Source organism: Parabacteroides sp. KHUB-01 (assembly GCF_056640935.1).
In genome coordinates, this window is record NZ_CM153256.1 from 2,997,857 (window position 1) to 3,019,335 (window position 21,479).

The 21,479-nt window shown below is 36.9% G+C and carries 15 protein-coding genes; 10 read left to right on the top strand and 5 right to left on the bottom strand.

Going from position 1 to position 21,479, the window contains the following annotated elements:
• Positions 1 to 627: 627 nt before the first annotated feature.
• The 5 genes from ilvD to ilvC all read left to right on the top strand — a co-directional run bounded on the left by ilvD (position 628) and on the right by ilvC (position 6,604).
• Positions 628 to 2,463: a dihydroxy-acid dehydratase gene (gene ilvD / locus ACYIAR_RS12750; protein WP_480333653.1), complete on the top strand. Its 1,836-nt coding sequence runs from the start codon at positions 628 to 630 to the stop codon at positions 2,461 to 2,463.
• Between the two features lie 29 nt (positions 2,464 to 2,492).
• Entirely contained in the window at positions 2,493 to 4,187 is a 1,695-nt protein-coding gene (ilvB, locus tag ACYIAR_RS12755; protein WP_480329942.1) for a biosynthetic-type acetolactate synthase large subunit, read from the top strand.
• 11 nt (positions 4,188 to 4,198) lie between these two features.
• Positions 4,199 to 4,759 carry an acetolactate synthase small subunit gene (ilvN, locus tag ACYIAR_RS12760; protein ID WP_480329944.1) on the top strand — a complete coding sequence of 187 codons (561 nt, stop codon included), beginning with the start codon at positions 4,199 to 4,201 and terminating at the stop codon, positions 4,757 to 4,759.
• 5 nt (positions 4,760 to 4,764) lie between these two features.
• Positions 4,765 to 5,493, top strand: coding sequence for an acyl-[acyl-carrier-protein] thioesterase (locus ACYIAR_RS12765; RefSeq protein WP_480329946.1), 729 nt, complete (start codon positions 4,765 to 4,767; stop codon positions 5,491 to 5,493).
• Positions 5,494 to 5,560: 67 nt separating this feature from the next.
• The gene (ilvC, locus tag ACYIAR_RS12770; RefSeq protein ID WP_480329948.1) at positions 5,561 to 6,604 is read left to right on the top strand and encodes a ketol-acid reductoisomerase; all 1,044 of its coding nucleotides are present in this window, start codon (positions 5,561 to 5,563) and stop codon (positions 6,602 to 6,604) included.
• Between the two features lie 71 nt (positions 6,605 to 6,675).
• On the opposite strand, the gene ACYIAR_RS12775 is transcribed toward ilvC, so the two are convergent.
• Positions 6,676 to 7,653 (bottom strand): Gfo/Idh/MocA family protein, encoded by a 978-nt coding sequence (locus ACYIAR_RS12775; protein ID WP_480329950.1) that lies wholly within the window; start codon positions 7,651 to 7,653, stop codon positions 6,676 to 6,678.
• 179 nt (positions 7,654 to 7,832) lie between these two features.
• Between ACYIAR_RS12775 and ACYIAR_RS12780 the strand changes: the two genes are divergently transcribed.
• Positions 7,833 to 8,363, top strand: coding sequence for a 30S ribosomal protein S16 (locus ACYIAR_RS12780; protein WP_480329952.1), 531 nt, complete (start codon positions 7,833 to 7,835; stop codon positions 8,361 to 8,363).
• A gap of 226 nt (positions 8,364 to 8,589) precedes the next feature.
• Here the strand turns inward: ACYIAR_RS12780 and ACYIAR_RS12785 are convergent, their stop codons facing one another.
• From ACYIAR_RS12785 to ACYIAR_RS12800, 4 genes are all read right to left on the bottom strand, one after another.
• Positions 8,590 to 9,510, bottom strand: coding sequence for a hypothetical protein (locus ACYIAR_RS12785; protein ID WP_480329954.1), 921 nt, complete (start codon positions 9,508 to 9,510; stop codon positions 8,590 to 8,592).
• A gap of 3 nt (positions 9,511 to 9,513) precedes the next feature.
• A complete protein-coding gene (gene mgtA, locus ACYIAR_RS12790) occupies positions 9,514 to 12,162 on the bottom strand; it encodes a magnesium-translocating P-type ATPase (protein WP_480329956.1) in 2,649 nt (882 codons plus the stop codon).
• Between the two features lie 116 nt (positions 12,163 to 12,278).
• Positions 12,279 to 13,649 carry a HAMP domain-containing sensor histidine kinase gene (locus tag ACYIAR_RS12795; RefSeq protein ID WP_480329958.1) on the bottom strand — a complete coding sequence of 457 codons (1,371 nt, stop codon included), beginning with the start codon at positions 13,647 to 13,649 and terminating at the stop codon, positions 12,279 to 12,281.
• Complete coding sequence (locus ACYIAR_RS12800; RefSeq protein WP_480329960.1) at positions 13,646 to 14,332, bottom strand: response regulator transcription factor; 687 nt, start codon at positions 14,330 to 14,332, stop codon at positions 13,646 to 13,648. The genes ACYIAR_RS12795 and ACYIAR_RS12800 overlap by 4 nt, the downstream gene beginning before the upstream one ends.
• A 230-nt stretch (positions 14,333 to 14,562) precedes the next feature.
• On the opposite strand from ACYIAR_RS12800, the gene ACYIAR_RS12805 reads away from it, so the two are divergent.
• The 4 genes from ACYIAR_RS12805 to ACYIAR_RS12820 all read left to right on the top strand — a co-directional run bounded on the left by ACYIAR_RS12805 (position 14,563) and on the right by ACYIAR_RS12820 (position 21,092).
• A complete protein-coding gene (locus tag ACYIAR_RS12805) occupies positions 14,563 to 16,266 on the top strand; it encodes a DUF6057 family protein (RefSeq protein WP_480329962.1) in 1,704 nt (567 codons plus the stop codon).
• A gap of 70 nt (positions 16,267 to 16,336) precedes the next feature.
• On the top strand, positions 16,337 to 17,665 hold the full coding sequence (locus ACYIAR_RS12810) for a hypothetical protein (protein WP_480329964.1): 1,329 nt from the start codon (positions 16,337 to 16,339) through the stop codon (positions 17,663 to 17,665).
• 92 nt (positions 17,666 to 17,757) lie between these two features.
• On the top strand, positions 17,758 to 19,518 hold the full coding sequence (locus ACYIAR_RS12815; protein ID WP_480329966.1) for a DUF6057 family protein: 1,761 nt from the start codon (positions 17,758 to 17,760) through the stop codon (positions 19,516 to 19,518).
• A 116-nt stretch (positions 19,519 to 19,634) separates the two neighbouring features.
• Positions 19,635 to 21,092, top strand: coding sequence for a TolB family protein (locus tag ACYIAR_RS12820; protein ID WP_480329968.1), 1,458 nt, complete (start codon positions 19,635 to 19,637; stop codon positions 21,090 to 21,092).
• Positions 21,093 to 21,479 lie beyond the last annotated feature (387 nt).

The following is a 21,479-nucleotide window of genomic DNA, read 5'->3' on the forward strand; positions in this document are numbered from 1 at the left end:
TATTCTTTAGAAAGTCTATATTTATACTTAGAACTAAGCCTTAGTTTTTAAAAACTCAACCTTAGTTTATAAAAACTGTGACTTAATTTGTACAAACTAAGCTTTAGTTTTAAGAATATAACAGGTATTTTGAAGTATTTATTTTGTTTTAGCTGTGTTTGTTTTGTTTGTTGTTAGTTAGATATATATTAACTGGTATATAGATTTTAATATTAAGGTATTTAAAAAGTCTCTGTGTCTCTGCGTACTCTGTGTTTTAAACTCTGCTTCTCGGTATTAAAGTGTTTGTAAATTGGCATTTCAATTTACGAAATATAAGATAAAAGCATGTTTGGATTGATATTTGAAAGAAAAGATTTGAAAAAAATCTAGAAATTTCTTTGGTGGAATAAATTATTGTTCTACATTTGCAATGTCAAACAAAAATAAGAAAGAAAGTATGATGAACAATGTATTGCATATTATTAATCTCGTGGTCGTCCTTCATATTATTATGTAGGTGAGGAGAAAGGTATGTGTAATACTTGAACATTTGTTATAATATTATATAAGCCTTTCTCCTTCAATAGAGAAAGGCTTTTTGATTAATGATATACTTGTGTTTTTGAAGATATGGAGAAGAATACAATGAAAATTCCTTTGAGAAGTTCCTTTAGTACAGAAGGACGTCGTATGGCTGGCGCGCGTGCATTATGGTGTGCCAATGGTATGAAGAAAGAGCAATTTGGCCGTCCTATTATAGCGATTGTCAATTCTTTTACTCAATTTGTTCCGGGACATACTCATTTGCATGAGGTGGGACAGATTGTAAAAGCTGAGATTGAAAAGCTTGGATGTTTTGCCGCTGAATTCAATACGATAGCCATTGACGACGGTATTGCGATGGGACACGATGGAATGTTGTATTCTCTTCCTTCAAGAGATATCATTGCAGACAGCGTTGAATATATGGTAAATGCGCATAAAGCTGACGCCATGGTTTGCATAAGCAATTGCGACAAGATTACTCCGGGTATGCTGATGGCAGCAATGCGTTTGAATATTCCAACTGTATTCGTTTCCGGAGGTCCTATGGAAGCCGGAGAATGGAATGGACGTCAGCTGGATTTGATTGATGCAATGATTGAAGCTGCCGATGATTCAGTAAGCGATGAGCAGATAGCAGAAGTTGAGCGCCATGCTTGTCCGGGTTGCGGAAGTTGCTCAGGAATGTTCACTGCAAATTCAATGAACTGTTTGAATGAAGCAATAGGATTGGCTTTGCCTGGAAACGGAACTATTGTTGCTACTCATGCCAACAGATTGCAATTGTTCCGCGACGCTGCCAAACTTGTTGTTGAAAATGCATATAAATATTACCGCGACGGCGACGATTCAGTTCTCCCTCGCAAGATTGCTACCCGTCAGGCTTTCCTCAATGCAATGTCGCTTGATATAGCTATGGGTGGTTCGACTAATACCGTTCTTCATTTGTTGGCTGTTGCTCAAGAAGCAAACGCTGATTTTACCATGGATGACATTGATGCTCTTTCACGCAAGATTCCATGCTTGTGTAAAGTAGCACCAAACACACAAAAGTATCATATTCAGGATGTGAACCGTGCCGGAGGTATCATGTCTATAATGAATGAACTGCTCAAAGCCGGTTTGGTTGACGGCTCTGTCAAGCGTGTTGATGGCTTGACATTGTCTGAAGCCGTTGATAACTTCGCTATTACTTCACCAAATGTCAAAGAAGAGGCATTGGCAAAATATAAGAGTGCTCCTGGTGGAAAATTCTGTATAACAATGGGTGCACAGAATTCTTCATATAAGGAACTTGACACAGACAGAGCTAACGGATGTATCCGTGATGTTGAACATGCATATTCAAAAGATGGCGGATTGGCTGTTCTGAAAGGAAATATCGCTATTGACGGTTGCGTTGTCAAAACTGCCGGAGTGGATGAAAGCATCTGGAAATTCACCGGTCCAGCAAAAGTATTCGATTCTCAGGATTCTGCCTGTGAAGGTATTTTGGGTGGAAAGGTTGTATCTGGTGACGTTGTTGTCATTACATATGAAGGCCCGAAAGGTGGTCCAGGTATGCAGGAAATGCTTTATCCTACATCATATATCAAGAGCAGACATCTGGGAAAAGAATGTGCATTGATTACAGACGGACGTTTCAGCGGCGGAACATCCGGATTGTCAATCGGTCATATTTCGCCGGAAGCAGCAGCCGGAGGCAATATCGGTCTGGTGCGTGATGGTGATATGATAGAAATAGATATTCCAAACCGTAAGATAAATGTTCTTCTGAGCGATGATGAATTGTGTAAGAGAAGAGCCGAAGAAGAAGCACGAGGTAAAAAAGCCTTTACTCCTCCATACCGTCAGCGTGAAGTGTCAAAAGCTTTGAAAGCTTACGGTAAGATGGTGACTTCAGCAGATAAAGGTGGAGTAAGAATAATAGAAGATTAATTTATAACGCAAAACAGAATCACACATATATGAAAGAAAGAATAACAGGAGCAGAGGCTTTGATGCGTTCGCTGGAATTTGAAGGAGTGAAGACTCTCTTCGGATATCCCGGCGGCTCAATCATGCCGGTATATGACGCTTTGTATGACCACAGAGATACTCTGAATCATATATTGGTGCGCCATGAACAGGGAGCTGCACATGCAGCACAGGGATTCGCAAGAGTTTCGGGTAAAGTAGGTGTTTGTTTGGTTACCAGCGGACCTGGTGCAACCAATACGATTACCGGTATTGCCGATGCAATGATTGATAGTACGCCGTTGGTTGTTATTGCCGGTCAGGTTGGTACACAGTTTTTGGGAAGTGATGCTTTCCAGGAAGTGGACTTGGTTGGTGTAACTCAACCTATATCAAAGTGGAGCTATCAGATCCGACGTGCTGAAGATGTAGCTTGGGCTGTATCACGTGCTTTCTATATTGCAAGAAGTGGTCGTCCTGGTCCTGTTGTTCTGGATTTTGCAAAGAATGCACAGACTGATATGGTTGATTACGAACCGGCAGTTGTTGATTTCATTCGCAGTTACGAGCCTGTTCCTTCAACTGATATGGATGCTCTTGAGGAAGCTGTTCGTCTGATTGATTCTGCACAACGTCCTTTGGTTCTTGTTGGTCAGGGTGTGGAACTTGGCAGTGCTCATAAAGAGTTGCTTTCATTTGTTGAGAAAGCTGATATCCCTTGCGGGTGCACTTTGCTTGGTTTGTCTGCTATGCCAACATCCCACAGACTCAATAAGGGTATGTTAGGTATGCACGGAAATTTAGGACCGAATGTAAAGACAAATGAATGTGATGTGTTGATTGCTGTTGGTATGCGTTTTGATGACCGTGTGACAGGACGTTTGGATTCATATGCTAAACAGGCTAAAATCATTCATCTTGATATCGACCCTTCAGAAATCAACAAGAATGTTAAGGTTGATGTGGCTTTGCTGGGCAATTGTAAAGATACACTGTCAATGCTTACGTCCAGAATCCAACATAACCAACATACTATGTGGATAAAGAGTTTCGCAGAATACGAAAAAACAGAGTATGACAATGTTATCAGCCGTGAGTTGAATCCAGGTGAAGGTCCTTTGACAATGGGAGAAGTGGCAAGAGCTGTAAGTGAAGTAACAAATGACGAAGCTGTTCTTGTAACAGATGTTGGTCAGAACCAGATGATTTCTGCAAGATATTTCCGTTATTCAAAAGAACGTAGCATTGTTACTTCTGGCGGTTTGGGAACTATGGGATTTGGACTTCCTGCTGCTATTGGTGCTACATTTGGTGCTCCGGAAAGAACAATATGTGCTTTCATGGGTGATGGCGGATTGCAGATGAGCATACAGGAATTCGGCACTATCATGGAACAGCAGGCTCCAGTAAAGATTATTCTTTTGAATAATAATTATTTGGGAAATGTTCGTCAGTGGCAGGCAATGTTCTTCAACCGTCGTTATTCATTCACTCCGATGATGAATCCGGATTATATGCAAATTGCCGGAGCTTACGGAATAGCTTCACGCAGAGTAACTGAGAGAAGTGAATTGCAGGATGCTATCAAGGAAATGCTTGAGACAGACGGTCCGTTCCTGCTTGAGGTTTGTGTGATAGAAGAAGGTAAGGTTTTACCGATGACACCTCCGGGAGCACCGGTAAATGAAATGTTGTTAGATTGCTGAGGAGGAAAACAATGGAAAAGACATTATATACATTAATAATATATTCAGAGAATATCGCAGGTTTGCTTAATCAGGTGACTGCAGTTTTTACTCGTAGGCAAATCAATATTGAAAGCTTGAATGTGTCGGCTTCATCTATTGCCGGAGTTCATAAATATACAATTACTGCATGGACAGATGAAGATACTATCAAGAAAGTTGTAAAGCAGATCGAGAAAAAGATAGATGTAATTCAGGCTCATTATTTCACGGATGATGAAATCTTCCTTCAGGAAATAGCTCTGTATAAGCTTTCAACACCTGAATTGCAGAATAATCCAAACGTATCAAAGATTATCCGAAGATATAATGCACGCATTGTTGAGGTGAACAGTGTTTATTCGATAGTTGAAAAGCCTGGTATGACCGAGGAAATCATATCATTATATCGTGAGTTGCAAGATGCTGACTGTGTGTTGCAATACGTCCGTTCCGGAAGAATTGCAATCACAAAAAGTTGTGTTGAGCGTATAAGCGAATATATGTCGGACAGAGAAGAGAAATATCATAAGTGTAAATTTGATTTACAATAAATATTATGGAAAAAGTCGGAGCATATTCATTTAGTGTTGAGCCGTATCTCAGTGATTTCAGAGGTCGTGCCACACTGCCGATGCTAGGCAATTATTTGATTCATGCCGCATCAGAGCATGCTGCAGGCAGAGGTTTTGGATTTACCGATATGTCGGAAAACAATACTGCCTGGGTTTTGTCGAGGCTGGCTATCGAGATAAAAGAATATCCTATGGCAGGTGATTCTATAATTGTCTATACATGGATAAATGAAGTGGGACGGCTTTTCACTCATAGATGTTTTGAAATAGCTGATGCATCCGGAAAAGTTTACGGATATGCTCGTTCAATTTGGGCGGCGATAGATGTAAATACTCGCAAACCGACAGCATTGGATATAGATGCATTGAGCGTTTATCTTTCTGATCGTCCTTGTCCGATAGAGAAACCTGGAAAAATTCTGCCTGCGGAGTCAGAAGGACTTTCTGTAAATTATAAGGTTAAATATAGTGACCTTGATATTAACGGTCATTTGAACAGTATAAAATACATTGAGCATCTGTTGGATTTGTTTGATAAGGAAAAGTTTGAGAAGCAAAATGTTTCCCGCTTTGAAATAGCATATCAGGCAGAAGGACGATATGGAATGGATTTGTTGTTGTATAAAAAAGAAATGGCAAACCAATCTCAATATTGTATGGCTATAGCTAATGACGAAAAAGTTATTTGCCGTGCGATGGCTAAATGGGAATGACGTAATATTCCTTTTGGACTAGAATTCAATAATAATTATTATTTACAATATTAAAAGTAAAAAGAAAATGGCTATCATTAATTTTGGCGGTGTTGATGAAAATGTTGTTACCCGCGAAGAGTTTCCTTTGGAAAAAGCAAGAGAAGTGTTGAAAGATGAAGTTATTGCTGTTATTGGCTACGGTGTTCAGGGTCCAGGTCAGAGCTTGAACTTGCGTGATAATGGTTTTAATGTTATCGTAGGTCAGCGTCCTGGCAAAACATACGAAAAGGCTGTGGCTGACGGTTGGGTTCCGGGAGAAACTTTGTTCGGTATTGAAGAAGCTTGCGAAAAGGCAACTATTATTCAGGTGTTGCTTTCTGATGCAGCTCAGATTGAGTGCTGGCCAATGATTAAGAAACATTTGAAACCAGGCAAGGCTTTGTATTTCTCTCATGGCTTCGCTATTACATACAGTGACCGTACACACATCGTTCCTCCTGCTGATGTTGATGTAATCTTGATTGCACCTAAAGGTTCTGGTACATCTTTGCGCCGTATGTTCCTGCAGGGTCGTGGTTTGAACTCAAGCTATGCAATTTATCAGGATGCAACTGGTAAGGCTTGGGACCGCGTTATCGCTTTGGGTATCGGTGTTGGTTCTGGCTATTTGTTCGAAACAACATTCAAGAAAGAAGTTTATTCTGACTTGACAGGTGAACGTGGTACATTGATGGGTGCAATCCAGGGCTTGCTTCTTGCTCAGTATGAAACTTTGCGTGAACACGGACACGAACCATCTGAAGCATTCAACGAAACAGTTGAAGAATTGACTCAGTCATTGATGCCTTTGTTTGGTGAAAATGGTATGGACTGGATGTATGCTAACTGCTCAACAACAGCTCAGCGTGGTGCTTTGGACTGGATGGGCCCGTTCCACGATGCAGTTAAACCTGTATTTGAAAAACTTTATAACGAAGTTGCTTGTGGTAATGAAGCTCAGCGTTCAATCGACTCTAACTCACAGCCGGATTATCGTGATAAATTGAACGAAGAATTGCGTCAGTTGCGTGAAAGCGAAATGTGGCGTGCAGGTGCTGTGGTTCGTAAATTGAGACCAGAGAATAACTAATTCTACATATAGGAAATAATTATACAGGCAGTGTTTCTGGATTATATCTAATGAAACACTGCCTGTAAGTTTTATTCAAAAGGATATTTTATTCCCCATTCTTCTCTGAGCGCATCCATTTGTTTCATGATGCGTATTGTTTCTTCGTGAGGCATATATGGAGATTCGAGCCATCCGTTTTCCAAAGCATCGATGGATGCCTGTATCTGATATTCATATCCGGTAATTTGTTTTGGAGCATGATATTCAGCTATGACATTATAATTTTTGTCTATTACTTTAGCCGATTGTGGATTGTTGATGTTTTCTACAATTATATGTCCTTTATCACCGGAAATTATTCCCTGACGGTCAGTTGCTGCACACATTGTTGATGTAAGAACAGCCATTCTTTCACCGGAAAAATATAATGTCGTATTATTATGAGCATCAACTCCTGTATTTGTCTTCAAGCATGTTGATACAGTTTTTTCTATTTCTTTACCGAAAACCATTGCTGCAAAGTTGAGAGGATAAACACCTACATCCAGAAGAGCTCCACCGGCAAGTTCAGGAGATATAATTCTTTCTACGTGTTTGATGTCATATCCAAGATTGGCTGTCAATAGATATGGCTTGCCAATTATTCCACTGTCAACCAAATCCTTTATTTGTTTTGAGAAAGGCATATATCTTGTCCATATTGCTTCGGTGATGAAAACTCCTTTTTCTTTTGCCAAGGCTAAAAGTTCTTCTGCCTGTTTTGCATTAACAGTGAAAGATTTTTCGCATAGAACAGGTTTTCCTTTCAATATGCACATTTTGGCATTGTCGAAATGCAGAGAATGTGGAGTTGCAATATAAATAAGGTCAACATCGCAGTCGTCGGCAAATTCTTCATATGAGCCATATGCTTTGCTGAAACCGTGTTCGTTTGCAAAACTTTGTGCTTTCTCCAAACTCCTAGAACCGACAGCATAACATTCTGCATTTTCCATACCATTGATTGTATTTGCCATTTTGATGGCTATTCCACCTGTACCAATAAATCCTATTTTATACTTTTTCATATTTGGTTATGAATTAAATAATGTTTAAGGCAAATATATAAAAATGAGAGAGCTGCTACAAATGAAAAAGTTGATTTATTTTTACTTGGAAAGATTGTGGATTAAAAAAAAGTGCGTATCTTTGCACCGCTAATACAAATAGCTTAATTAATAAATAATTCAAATTTTAATTACAACAAATGGCAACAAGAATTAGATTGCAGAGACACGGTCGCAAAAGCTATGCTTTTTATCAGATCGTAGTTGCAGACAGCAGGGCTCCACGTGATGGAAAATTTATTGAAAGGGTAGGTTCTTACAATCCGAACACTAATCCTGCTACAGTAGATTTGAACTTCGAAAGAGCTTTGTATTGGTTACAGACAGGTGCTCAGCCAACTGACACAGTTCGCAACATCCTTTCTCGCGAAGGTGTTTGCTTGAAAAAACACTTATTGGAAGGTGTTAAGAAAGGTGCATTTGATGAAGCTGCTGCAGAAGCTAAATTCCAGGCTTGGAAAGATGCTAAAGTTGCTACTTTGACAGCTATCAAATCAAAAGACGTAGAAGCTGCTAAGGCTGCTGCTGCTGCTCGTTTGGCTGCTGAAAAAGAAGTAAACAAAGCTAAAGCTGAAGCTGTTGCTCAGAAGAAAGCTGAATTGGCTGCCGCTGCTGCTGAAGCTCAGGCTGAAGCTGCTACAGAAGAAGCACCGGCTGAAAGCGCTGAATAATTTTTGCGTTAGCCAAAATACGAAAAGAGGCTGTCTCAATGTTAAGTTGAGATAGCCTTTTTTGTTGTCAATTTTGTTTTCTTGAATACTAAATATTCCTGTTAAATTTTATACCCAAATCTCAACATACCGATAACGTATCTGTTTTGGTCACTTTTAATAAAGTGAAGAGTCGGTTGTATATATCCATTTTTGTAACATGGTATTTTCCATGTTAATTCACTAGCTAATTCATATTTGTCAGTAAAATCAGCATAATCTGTAAAAATTCCTCCCGTGGTATTTTTAATATGGAATAATAGACCAATGCCTGAATAACTTCTGCAACCTTTTTTTCTGTTGGGTTAACTGAATATTGTATAAGGATATTGATGTTCCGAGATAAATGTTGTTCTATATATCCCCAAAATATGGTATTTAGTTCTTTCTCTTTCGTTTTCTCCATTTTCTCTTTGTTTCCATCTTCATTATCCACAGGCAAGCCGCTATGTAGAGCAAGACCACAATAATAGCCGTTATCATTTTTCTGATAGTTTATAGATGTAATACTTAATAGACCGTCTGTCTTTGGACAGAAACGGAAAACATTTTCTCTTCCGGTGAAATTTCTGTATCCAGTACCATTATATAATGATGTTTCCAGATTCCAATGATTTAGTTCCAATTTGTAATCTATACCAACGGATGAAACAGGATAATTGGCTATTGGATAATTTGCAGATAATGTTGGAAATATTCCGCATGAACTATTAGTAAAAAGAGAAGTGCAAGGCGAAGCAAAATAATCTTCATTCAAATTCCGAATTCCTATAAAAAACGAAGATTTACTATAGCTGAATTCAAATCCTAATATAGCTAGTGCTAATGGAATATTTTCTTCTTCAATATTCGAAAAAGTTTGTAAGTCATTTACCAAGCGCTCTTCTCTTGTTTTGGCTGTACTTATTGTTGCTATATCAATTTTCAGATATTCTCTAATAGGTAGAGATAAATCCATACGGAGCAAATTTACCCAATTTGTACCTTTATTGAAGTCGGTTTGTAACTCGGAAGTATATTCTATTCCGAAATCCTGTGCGTTAAGGTGGTGGCAGTTTATTATAGCTGCCACCATTGAAATGTATACGATAATATATTTTGTAGTCATGTCTTATAACCATTTTACGAATCTTTTTATATACCAATTCTTTATGATTTGTGTCAATATGCAATATGACAGAAGAATTCCTATTAACCAAGGGAAGTAGCTTATTGGCAATTGTGTGAGACCGATTGAATTTCCAAATGATGTGAAAGGTATAATAATTCCTATAGCCATAATCAGGAATGTAAGTCCTGTAACAGGCCAAGAAGCACAACTTTGGATAAACGGAATTTTTCTTGTACGAATCATATGCACGATTAATGTTTGAGAAAGAAGACCTTCTATGAACCATCCAGATTGGAATAATGCCTGCTGGTCAATGGTATTGCAACTGAATACATACCACATAACCAGATAAGTAATTATATCGAAAATAGAACTGATCGGACCGATGAATATCATAAAACGGCTCAAATCCGAAGCATCCCATTTCCTTGGTTTACGTAGATAATCAGCATCCATGCTGTCGAATGGTATTGTTGTTTGTGATATATCATACAATAAATTCTGTATAAGAAGATGTATTGGCAACATCGGTAAAAATGGAAGAAAAGCACTGGCTGCCATAACACTGAACATATTTCCAAAGTTGGAACTCGCAGTCATTTTAATGTATTTTGTTATATTACCGAATGTTTTCCTTCCTTCTATGACACCATCTTCCAAAACCATTAAGTCCTTTTCCAGAAGAATGATATCAGCACTTTCTTTTGCTATGTCTACTGCAGAATCTACTGAAATTCCGATATCTGACTGTCGTAAGGCTGATGCATCATTGATTCCGTCTCCAAGGAAACCAACCGTATTTTCTTGTTCTTGAAGTAGTGTTATGATTTCTGTTTTCTGCAAAGGTGTTAGTTTTGAGAAGACAGTTGTTTCTATAACAGCTTTTCTTCGTTCATCATCACTCATTGATGAAAACTGAGGACCGGTCAGTGCATTATTTGTCTCTATTCCTACCTGACGTGCAATTGTTCGAACTACAGAATCATTATCTCCGGATAATATTTTCACTTCTATGCCATGTTCATGAAGTTGTCTGATAGCATTGGCTGCAGATTGTTTTGGTGGATCTAGAAATGCAAGGAATCCAATAAGAACCATGTCTTTTTCATCTTTAACGCTGAAATTACAATCTTTGTCCAGATAACTTTTGTGTGCAACTGCCAGAACACGCATACCTTGTCTGTTCATCTGTTCACTTATATATTTGGCTTTCTGTTTCAGTTCGTCTGTAAAAGGTTGAACAGTTTTATTGAATTCAGCATAAGAGCATATTTCTATCATTTCTTCTACTGCCCCTTTAGTTATTATTTGCCGCTTCCCTTGTTTGTCTTCAATTACTACGGACATTCTGCGTCGAGTAAAATCAAATGGAATTTCATCAACTTTATTATAATTATCTTTTAGGTGTTCCAGTGATAATTCCTTTACATGAGATAATATAGCCTTATCCATAAGATTTTTTAATCCTGTCTGGAAAAAACTGTTGAAATAGGCGTGACGCAGTATGCGTTTGTCTGTATCATTACTTCCATCGGCGTTGATATATTTTTCCAGTACAATCTGGTCGCATGTAAGTGTTCCTGTTTTATCCGTACAGAGAATGTTCATAGCTCCAAAGTTCTGAATAGCATTCAAGTCTTTGACTATGGTTTTCTTTTTAGACATTGCAACTGCACCTTTAGATAGATTTGCAGTAACAATCATTGGAAGCATTTCCGGAGTAAGTCCAACAGCTACGGAAACGGCGAATATGAATGCTTCTAACCAATCTCCTTTGGTCAATCCATTTACCAGAAAAACAAAAGGAATCATTACAAGCATAAAACGTATAAGTAAGAAACTTACTTTACTTATACCTTTATCGAAAGCTGTTGCAGCTCGATGACCGGATATGTTTTTTGCAATTGTTCCGAGATAAGTGTTATTACCTGTAGCAAATACAATACCTGTAGCAGAACCACTGACAACATTGGAACCCATATAGCAGATATTGTCAAGTTCCACAACACTGCCTTTGCAGTATTTTTTCTCTTTAGACTCAGGTGATTTTTCTATTGGATCAGATTCACCTGTCAGAGAAGACTGGCTTACAAAAAGATCTTTAGCTTGTATGATACGAATATCTGCCGGAATCATATCTCCAGCTGCAATCATTACTATATCTCCGGGAACAAGCTCAGTAATGCTAATTTCTTCATCATGTTTTCCGGAGCGCTTAACATAACATGTGTTTGTAACCATTTTCAGCAAAGCCTCACTGGAAATATTAGCTTTCCATTCCTGCATAAAACGCAGGATAGCGCTGAAGATAACCATTGTAGATATAATTATAATGGCTGTCCAGTCTTGTTCTCCAGGTTCAGCCAGCATAACATCAAGTATGAAAGATATTATTACCAGTCCCGTCAGAACACCAATAAAAGGATTTATGAACGCTTTAATAAAAGTAGAAACAGGATTCTTCTTCTTTTCATGTTCTATTTCATTTTTACCATAAAGCGATTGTCTTTTTTCTATTTCTTCAGGATTCAGTCCTATTTGAGTTGTCTGAAAATAGCTGAAAGCAGAATTGACAGGTTGTGCTGCCGCTAAAAAAACTTTTTCGGCATTGAATGCAAATTGAATCTTACTTTTTTTATTCTTCCACATTTTGCTTTGTTTTTACAAGTTATCACTCCTGTTTGTTTTAACGCTGCAAAATTAGAAGAGCTTCTTTCAGAAGGCTGTTAGAGATTTATTAGAACACTATTAGAAAACTATTAGAATTAAATATGTGGTAGTTCAACTATGAAAGTCGTTCCTTTTCCCTCTTCAGAATGAACTGTTATGTTTCCTTGATGTAAGCGTATGATTTTCTGAGATAAAGTCATTCCTATACCATGTCCTTCTATAATATTATCCTGTTTACCTCTATAGAAAAGGGTGAACATGTTTTGTTTGTCTATTTCAGACAAACCAATGCCGTTGTCTGAAAAACGTATTACAGCTGATTCTTTCCAGTAGGAAATTTGTATGAATGAGGAATGGTCGGCAGAATATTTACAGTTGTTTTCAATTAAATTAGAGAAAGCAATATTAAGCAGGTAAATGTTTCCCATAACTGTAATCAGACTATCATCATCAGCTTCTTCCTGTTCAAATATCAGTTCTATATGATATTCGGGATACGCTTTTAGTATGAACTCTCTCGCATCAAGGAGTAATTCATCTAGTCTGATTTCCTGCATTTTTATCTGATTTTTCTGATAATCAGCTTTTGCAAGATTTAAAAGGCCATCAATGAGTTTTGTCATTCGCCGTGCATCCTGCAAGGCGTTTTGTATTGTCGTTTTATATTGCTGTTCCGTACGTTCTTTTTGTAATGACAAGTCAAGTTCGGCCATAAGAGAGGCAAGAGGTGTACGCATTTCATGAGATACATTGCTTACAAACATCTTTTGAGAGTTAAAAGAAACTTCCAGACGTTCAAGTAAAGCATTGAATGTCATACATAACTCTCCCAGTTCGTCTTTTTCATTTTTTACAGGAAGCCTTTTATCAATATATAATGCGGTAATACTTTCGGCTTCTTTTACAATGTCTCTAATAGGTTTCAGTGATGAATAAGCAAGAAAATAGCAAACAGCAAAAAGGAGTGTAAGTCCCGTAATGAATAGAATTATTAATGTCTTTTGCAAACCTTTTAGATTATCATATCCATATCCGTCAAAGGCAGCAGCTGTTACAATATAGTCTTTTCCCTCAAATGTATAAACCATACCTATTGCCTGATAGTCATCTATATAGAATTCGATTTCCTTTTCTTTCAAAATGTAGTCTATCATTTCCCGGTTTTCTTTTACAATATCGTTTTGTATTGCATCATGATAAAGCATTTTGAAATCGGTATTATATACGGCAACTTCCACTTCGTTGATGAATTTCTTGTTATTCAGGTAAATAGATTGCATAGTTTGGGCATCTACCTGATTCTGCAGGAAAAGATGAGCTTTTGTTATTGCCTCACTTTTCAAGTCATGGAAAAAAGTTTTGCTGCGTGTCTGTTCACTTATAAGATATATCAGAGTCATGCACAACAAAAAAACAGTTGCAACAACTAAAGTATTTTGTATAGTAAGTCTGGTTTTTATTTTCATAACTTGTCAGTTAATATGAAACCTATTCCAGGTTTTGTATGTATTAGTTTCTTATCAAATTCCTTATCTATTTTCTTGCGTAAATAATTAATATATACGTCGATGAAATTTGTACCTGTATCAAAGTGTGTATTCCATACTTTTTCAGCAATTTCAACACGGCTGAAAACTCTTTCCGCATTCTCAACCATGTAAACTAATAAATTATATTCTTTAGGTGAAAGTTTAATTGAAGTATTTTGTCTTTTTACTTCTTGTAAGTTGAGATTTATTGATAAATCAGAATAAGATATTTGTTCAGGCGGTTTTCTTATATTTCCAACGTCTCTTTTTAACAGCACTTTTACTCTAGCAATCAATTCTCTAAAATCAAAAGGCTTAGTCATATAGTCATCTGCTCCGGCATCAAATCCTTCCAGTTTGTCATCTGTAGAGCCCAATGCTGTTAACATCAGTACTGGAATATGGTTGTTTGATTTACGTATTTCTTTACATAACTCAAAACCATCCAGTTTAGGAAGAATAATGTCTGAAATAACCAGTTGAAACTCGTATGATTGGAATAGACGAAGTCCCATAGCACCATCATATGCTACCATTGTTTGGTATCCGTTTTCTTCCAGACCTTTTTTCAACAATTCTGCTACTCGTGACTCGTCTTCGATTATTAGTATTTTTTGCATAAATCAGTTGTTGGATTTTACAAAGTAAGAAAAAAGTAAAATAAAAAATCGTTGTATTTTCTTTTAAAAAATGAATGAATCATGAATTGTGTCGTCTTTGAATATATTGGCAGGTATGGGAAATATATAAACTATAATAAAAATTTTTCGCTAGTAATGAATATGATAAATAGTTCTTCTTTCAAAGGATTATAAAAGTAGTATCTTTGTATAGAAAAAGATATTACATAATGACAGATAAAGATTCTTTGTTAAGATATATATCAGTTACTTTGGCTGTGTTGATGTCTCTTGTGTTTTTTGGATGCTTTTACGCCAATCATTTATCAATACGGGAGGAATTACAGCTTTTTTTGTTTACTCCGGAATATTTTGTATCATATTTGGATAAACCTTCTTGGTTATCATTGTATTCATCTGGGTTCGTAACACAGTTTTTTGTATCAGGATTTTGTAGTGCATTTCTTCTGACATTGCTTTTTTTCATTGAATGGCAAATAGCAGCAAAAATAGTAAGGAAAGTGGTGGATATTCCAAATGTGGAATTCTATGTCTTTTTTCTATTGGCTTCTGAAGTTATAAGATATTCTTCGTTACAGTTTTCATTGGATTTGACATTTTCGATAATATATTCGTTAGTGGTGGCTTTGATAGCCATGTCTATAAGGAATATTGGATTTAGGAGTTTGTTCTCTTGCATAGCTATGCCTGTTTTATATTATCTGACGGGCTTAGGAGTTTTTGTTTTTACTATAACTGTTGTAGTAGTAGATTTTGTTCGGGGAAAGCTGAATTGGCCTGTTTGTCTGTTTTTCCTGATTTTTGTTTCAGTGCTTAAATTTGTTTTTGGCGAACTTTTTGATGGTTTTGTGTTTTATGACTGGTTGCCTGTTCTGACTTGGCTTGCTATATTGGCTGTTCTTCTATTGATTCCACGATATAAGCCTTATATAGGAATGCGTGAACCGCTTACTGTTTATTTTCTTTTTATCGTCTATACTGTTGTAGGCGTTAGCGTAAGAGCAGATTTCAGAACGGAAAATATTCTGGAAGCCGACCGTGCTGTGCAGAATAAGGATTGGGAAAAGGTACAAGAATGTTATGATGATGCCGGAACGGATAAGACTGTTTTGAATTATTTCAGAAATATAGCATTACTGAATAATGAAACCTCTCCGGACTCTCTTCTTAATATGAAGATTAATCCTAAAAGTTTCTTTTTTAAGAATGTGGAATCAGAGCCTTTGTACAATATATTTTCAAATGAGATATATTGGCAACTTGGTGATTATAATATGGCAGAATTAGGTGAGATGCGTTCTTTGTCAGATTTTAAGGATAACGGTTCTGTCAGGATAATACGCCGGCTGGCTGAAATTAGTTTTGCTACATCAGACACTGTTCTGTTTGATAAATACACATCTATATTATCAAGGACAATTGTTTATCGTGGATGGGCTGAAGACTTGAAGAAAGATTTTTATTCTAAAGTTGATACGATTAAATTACATAATAAAACAGACTTGTCTTCAACAGTTTCTTCATTCAGAAATATGGATGACGGTTTAAGTTCTATTAAGTCTTTGTTGAAATATGACAGTAACAATAAAAAAGCTTTTGATTGTCTTGCCTACTCATTTTTGTATAACAGGAATCTTACTGAATTATCTTATATATGTAAAAAATATGGTAAGACTTTTTATGGTGAAACTCTTCCTGAAATATACACTGAAGCTATTGCTCTGAACGATTATCTGGATAACTACGACAACAGACAGAGTTACGGTAGAAAGAAGAAAAAAGATAGCCGTTATAATAATATATTGCGTTTTATGGAACTTTACAAAGGAAAGAATGCAGATGTAGAATTACTTTGCAAAGAATTTTCCAACAGTTATTTGGGGTATTATTTTGACATTGACTCTATGCAGTAACGAGGTGACAAGGTGTCTTTGAAGCCTTGTCTCTGAAGCCTTGTCAACTTGTCTCTTAATTCAGATTTTTATGAAAAGAAATAACGATATAAAATTTATAAGAAAACGAATGTGGAAATTTACAGGATTTCTTATTTGCTGTCTTGCAATTTTGTTTTCATGTAAGTCCGCTGATGAAGAGGAGAAAGTTAAGGATTTGCCTTCTCTTTTCCCTGATTACGTAAATGTTTCTGTTCCTTATAATATAGCTCCTTTAAATTTTTTGTTGAAGGATTTTTCCGGACAAATTGAGGTTCGCTTATCTTCAAGTTCGTCAGATTATACGTTTATAGGAAATGAAGGTAAAATCCGCTTTCCTCAAAATGAATGGGCCGAATTGCTGAATAAAGAAAAAGGAGGAGTAATTACAGTAAATGTTAAAGCACAAAAGGACGGGAAATGGATAGTGTATCCAAGCTTTAAATGGGAAATAAAAGCTGAAGCCATAGATGATTATGTTATATATTCAAAAGAAGTTCCTGGCAATGTTCCAAATTTGAACAAAAGTTTAATGAGGAGAGAAATGTCACGTTTCTCGGAAAAAGAAATACATATGGAACAGCCATTCTTCTATGCCAAATTTCCTGATAAAGTATCTTTTCGTGGAAAGGAGAGAGGAAACCTAGGTGCATATGTAATGGATTCTGCGTTTGTTTCATATATATCAGTATTTCCTGACAGAAGAAGAGAAAATATTGGTTTGCATAGTTCTGTGTTGCTTGTTGATTTTAATAATAAGCAATATAAAGTTTTGCCAGACAGTATTTCGTCAGACGGTGATATTTCCTTTGTTGATTTATCTTTTGATTCAAGGAAGCTGTTTTATTGTGTTTCGTCCGGAAGTGTTAATCCGGACAGTCTTCTTTCTTTGAAATATAATTTGATGAGTAGAGACTTCAATCCTGCAGATTTGAGTGTGTCGGAAAAATTAGACACAGTTGTTAATTTACCTGCAGTATCTGTATCATATCCTTCTTCATCTCCTGATGGAAATTATATCGCTTATTCTGTATCCGCATTTGGAGCTTCGTCCGAATGGCACGATGACAGTGATATGCGCCTGATGAATTTACATACAGGTAAGATTGACAGCTTGCAGATTGTCAATTCAGCAAACAAGGCTGATATCGTTCGTGGCTGGTCTTCCAATGGTCATTGGCTTATGTTTTCAAGCAAAAGAGAAGATGGATTTTTTGAAAGAATATATTTCTCATATATCGATAGTACAGGAATGGCTCATAAGCCATTTATGCTTCCTTTGGAGGATGCTTCGTATTATTATTATATGATGGAGATATTTGGGGAGCCGGTAATGGGGGAGAAGTCAAGTAGTCAAGGAGTTAATGAGTCAAGTAGTTAAGAATATAATTCTTATTTCCTGTAGCCTTGTCAACTCGTCAACTCGTAAAACTAAAAAACTTATAAACTAAAAAACTTATAAACTTAAAATCTATGCCTACTGCTAAAATAATAAACAGCTCAGCAAGTATATTATTCTGCCTGGCTGTATTTATGTATTTTTGTATAGTATATCCTTTTCATATATCTTATCAGGAACATTATCAGATGTTTCTGTATAACTTTTCTTATATGAAGGAAACAGTATCTTATCCCGGAGGTGTTGCCGGATATTTATCAGCATTTCTAACACAGTTTTTTCTTTTCCCGCCAGCCGGTGCATTGATTGTGGCTTTGCTGCTTGGTGCTCTTCAAGGATTGGTGTGGAATACTGCAAAAAAACTGGGTGCGTCCGGACTATATTATCCGCTAAGTTTTGTTCCCTCGCTTATTTATTGGAGTCTGATGGGTGATGAGAATTATTTGCCTGTCGGTATTGTTGCCCCTGTTTTATCTTTATTATGCTTTTATGTTTATTCGAGATTAAATAATGATAAATGCAGATTAGTATCATTTCTGATAATAACTCCATTATTGTTCCTTGCCGATGGAGTTTCATTTCTGCTATTTTCTGTAATTTCTGCTATTTTTGAATATACAAAAGCTGATAAGAATTATAAAAAGCTTTTGTTATGCCTTGCATGGACATTTATATGTTTCCTTTTTATACCTCTGATTTTAAGAAACACAGGATTGATGTATCCTAAATCATTGTTGTATTTCGGTGTTCCGTTTTATCGTTTCCCTTTACTGGGAATTTCTTATCCGGTATTTGTTTATTTGTTTTCACTTTTGTTGGTCCCAGTTCTTTCAGCTGCTGTTTCATCCAAATTTTCTACACAGAAAATATTATTACATTCAGCATTGTATTTGATAGTTGCTGTTTCCGGTGGCTGGCTTGTTCATGATATGACAAATAAGGAGAAAGAGGAAGTAATGGCTTATGACTATTACACATACAACAGAAATTGGAAGAAGGTTCTGGAAATGGCCGAGCAGAAATCTCCAGACTCACCTCTGACTGTGGCTTGTCTGAATCTTGCTTTATGCAAGCAGGGTTTGATGGCTGACAGAATGTTTAATTTCTATCAGAACGGAACCGAAGGACTTTTGCCTTCCTATACAAAAGATTTCACAGCACCTTTGGTTGCAGCAGAGATTTACTATCATATCGGATTCGTAAATACAGCCCAGCGCTTTACTTTCGAAGCTATGGAGTCAATTCCTAATTACAATAAAAGTGCTAGAGCAATCAAGCGTTTGGCTGAAACCAATATTATAAACGGGGAATATGATGTGGCAAGAAAATATTTGAATCTACTGAGCAATACTCTTTTTTATAAAGATTGGGCTGCACAGGCTTTGGCTGCCATTGAGGATGAATCTTTGATTGCACAAAACGAGGAATGGTTTTATCTGAGAAAATACAGGACTAAGAAAGACTTTCTTTTCAGTGAGCAGGAATTGGATATGATGCTCGGCTTTGTTTTCTCGCAGGACGAAACTAACCGTATGGCTTATGAATATCTTATGGCTGTATGTTTGCTGAAGAAAGATTTGCCTCCGTTTGTGAAATATTATCCGTTGGGCAAGAAAATCGGATATAATCATATACCAATAAGTTATCAGGAAGCCCTTGTCTATGCCTGGGGATTGAGCCATAAGGATATGAAAGGTATTCCTTATCCGATTTCCTCTGCAGTGATGAATAATGTGAATGCTTATGGACGTACATACACTTCGGTGCAGAATGCGGAGTCTTTGCTACGTAAACAGTTCTCGGGAACTTATTGGTATTATTTGCATTATAGATAGAGGAGTAGAGGAGTCAAGGAGTTAAGGAGTCAAGAAGATAATACTTGTTTCCTGTAGCCTTGTCAACTTGTCAACTCATCAACTTAAAAACTAATAAACTTAAAAACTAAAAAACTATGTCCAAATCAATAATAGCCGCTTTGGCAATTTTATTAGTTGGTTGTACTGAATCTTTCACACCGGACGAAAAGAAAGATTCTTTTCCATCCATATATCCGGATTATACAGAGGTTACGGTGCCATCGACAATTGCGCCGCTTAATTTCCGTTCCACAGATGATTGCAGCATGATTAATGCTGTTGTAAAAGTTGGAGGAGAAGAAAAACTCCGTGTTCAGAATGAAGGATATATCAATTTCCCCGAAACAGAATGGTCTGAATTGTTGGAAGAAAATAAAGGTGGAAATATTGAGATAACTGTTTCCGTAAAGAAAGGGGAGAAGTGGACAGAATATAAACCTTTCAACATTTATATCAGCAATGAGCCGATAGATTACGGATTGGTTTACCGCCTTGTTGCTCCCGGTTACGAGATTTACAGTAAAATGGGAATATATCAGCGCAGTCTGTCCGACTTTACCGAAACAGCTTTGTACGAAAATACTCTTCTTCCGTCAAGTTGCGTGAATTGCCATTCGTTCTGCAACCAGTCTCCGGATAAAATGAGTTTACATTTGCGTGGTCAGTCCGGCGGTACGTTTCTTTCTGTTGATGGAAAGACCGAGTTACTGAATACGGCGACAGACAATACAATTTCATCATTCGTCTATCCATATTGGCATCCGTCAGGAAAATATATTGCTTATTCAGTCAACAACACTCAGCAGGTTTTTCACAGTAATAAAGATGAAAGAATTGAGGTGTTAGATTTGGCATCTGACATTATTGTTTATGATGTCGAAAAGAACGAGGCATTTTCTTCTCCATTGTTAAAGAGTGACAGTGTGTTCGAGACTTTCCCGTCATTCTCTCCTGATGGAAAGAGTTTGTATTTCTGCTCGGCAACATTCAAAAAAATGCCTTCGGAATATAAGGAAGTCAAATATAATCTCTGTCGTATAGGCTTTGATGCTGATAATGGTGGATTTTCATCTTCCGTGGATACATTGGTTTCTGCCGAGAAAATGGGTAAAAGTGTATCTTTCCCAAGACCTTCGCCGGACGGACGTTATCTGATGTTTACATTGTCCGATTATGGAAACTTCTCAATATGGCATCGTGAGGCTGATTTGTGGCTTTTGGATTTGCAGACTGGCGAATTTTCAAATATGGAAAAGGTTAACAGTCCTAATGTTGAAAGTTATCACAGTTGGAGCAGTAACGGACGATGGTTTGTATTCAGCAGCCGTCGCGACGACGGACTTTACACGCGTCCGTATATTGCCGCTTTCAATCCGGACGGAACAACCGGAAAACCATTTATGCTTCCTCAAGAAAATCCGGAACATAATGATTTGAGAATGTATTCATATAATATTCCTGAGTTTGTAACTTCTCCAGTCTCTTTCGACAATCATTCTATGGAAAACAAATCTATCAAGAGACAGCAGAAGAAAGTCGGATATAGAAAATAGTGGAATTTCATCCGAAAGTAATTTCAAATACTTCCGGATGTAATTGGATTTTCTTCCGTAAGTAATTTACTTTTCTTTCGGAAGGAAATTACAACGCTTCCGAAAGGGAAATTATTATCAAAAAAATGTAGGCAGCTTTTTCCAGAAACACTGTTATGTTTCCGAGAAAAGCTGCCTACCTTTTTTTTGAAACACTGCAGTCTTTTGTTTTCCGAGTTTGTTTTTACAGTCTTATACAGAGAGTTTTTTGCCTCAAGTTTCACAATTTCTGCAAATATCTGTTTGTCAATTAAATGATGTGAAGGTTGAATATTATTTAACAATGCAATAAAAAATGAGTTGGCAGCATGAATTAAATTCTATCTGCCAACTCACTAAATATTTCAG

Bases quoted from the DNA above. Each gene is read 5' to 3' on its own strand.
- mgtA (WP_480329956.1), bottom strand. From the start codon at position 12,162: ATGTGGAAGAATAAAAAAAGTAAGATTCAATTTGCATTCAATGCCGAA.
- ACYIAR_RS12795 (WP_480329958.1), bottom strand. From the start codon at position 13,649: ATGAAAATAAAAACCAGACTTACTATACAAAATACTTTAGTTGTTGCA.
- ACYIAR_RS12775 (WP_480329950.1), bottom strand. From the start codon at position 7,653: ATGAAAAAGTATAAAATAGGATTTATTGGTACAGGTGGAATAGCCATC.
- ilvN (WP_480329944.1), top strand. From the start codon at position 4,199: ATGGAAAAGACATTATATACATTAATAATATATTCAGAGAATATCGCA.
- ACYIAR_RS12765 (WP_480329946.1), top strand. From the start codon at position 4,765: ATGGAAAAAGTCGGAGCATATTCATTTAGTGTTGAGCCGTATCTCAGT.
- ilvB (WP_480329942.1), top strand. From the start codon at position 2,493: ATGAAAGAAAGAATAACAGGAGCAGAGGCTTTGATGCGTTCGCTGGAA.
- ACYIAR_RS12785 (WP_480329954.1), bottom strand. From the start codon at position 9,510: ATGACTACAAAATATATTATCGTATACATTTCAATGGTGGCAGCTATA.
- ACYIAR_RS12820 (WP_480329968.1), top strand. From the start codon at position 19,635: ATGTCCAAATCAATAATAGCCGCTTTGGCAATTTTATTAGTTGGTTGT.
- ACYIAR_RS12800 (WP_480329960.1), bottom strand. From the start codon at position 14,332: ATGCAAAAAATACTAATAATCGAAGACGAGTCACGAGTAGCAGAATTG.
- ACYIAR_RS12815 (WP_480329966.1), top strand. From the start codon at position 17,758: ATGCCTACTGCTAAAATAATAAACAGCTCAGCAAGTATATTATTCTGC.
- ilvD (WP_480333653.1), top strand. From the start codon at position 628: ATGAAAATTCCTTTGAGAAGTTCCTTTAGTACAGAAGGACGTCGTATG.
- ACYIAR_RS12780 (WP_480329952.1), top strand. From the start codon at position 7,833: ATGGCAACAAGAATTAGATTGCAGAGACACGGTCGCAAAAGCTATGCT.
- ACYIAR_RS12805 (WP_480329962.1), top strand. From the start codon at position 14,563: ATGACAGATAAAGATTCTTTGTTAAGATATATATCAGTTACTTTGGCT.
- ACYIAR_RS12810 (WP_480329964.1), top strand. From the start codon at position 16,337: ATGAAAAGAAATAACGATATAAAATTTATAAGAAAACGAATGTGGAAA.
- ilvC (WP_480329948.1), top strand. From the start codon at position 5,561: ATGGCTATCATTAATTTTGGCGGTGTTGATGAAAATGTTGTTACCCGC.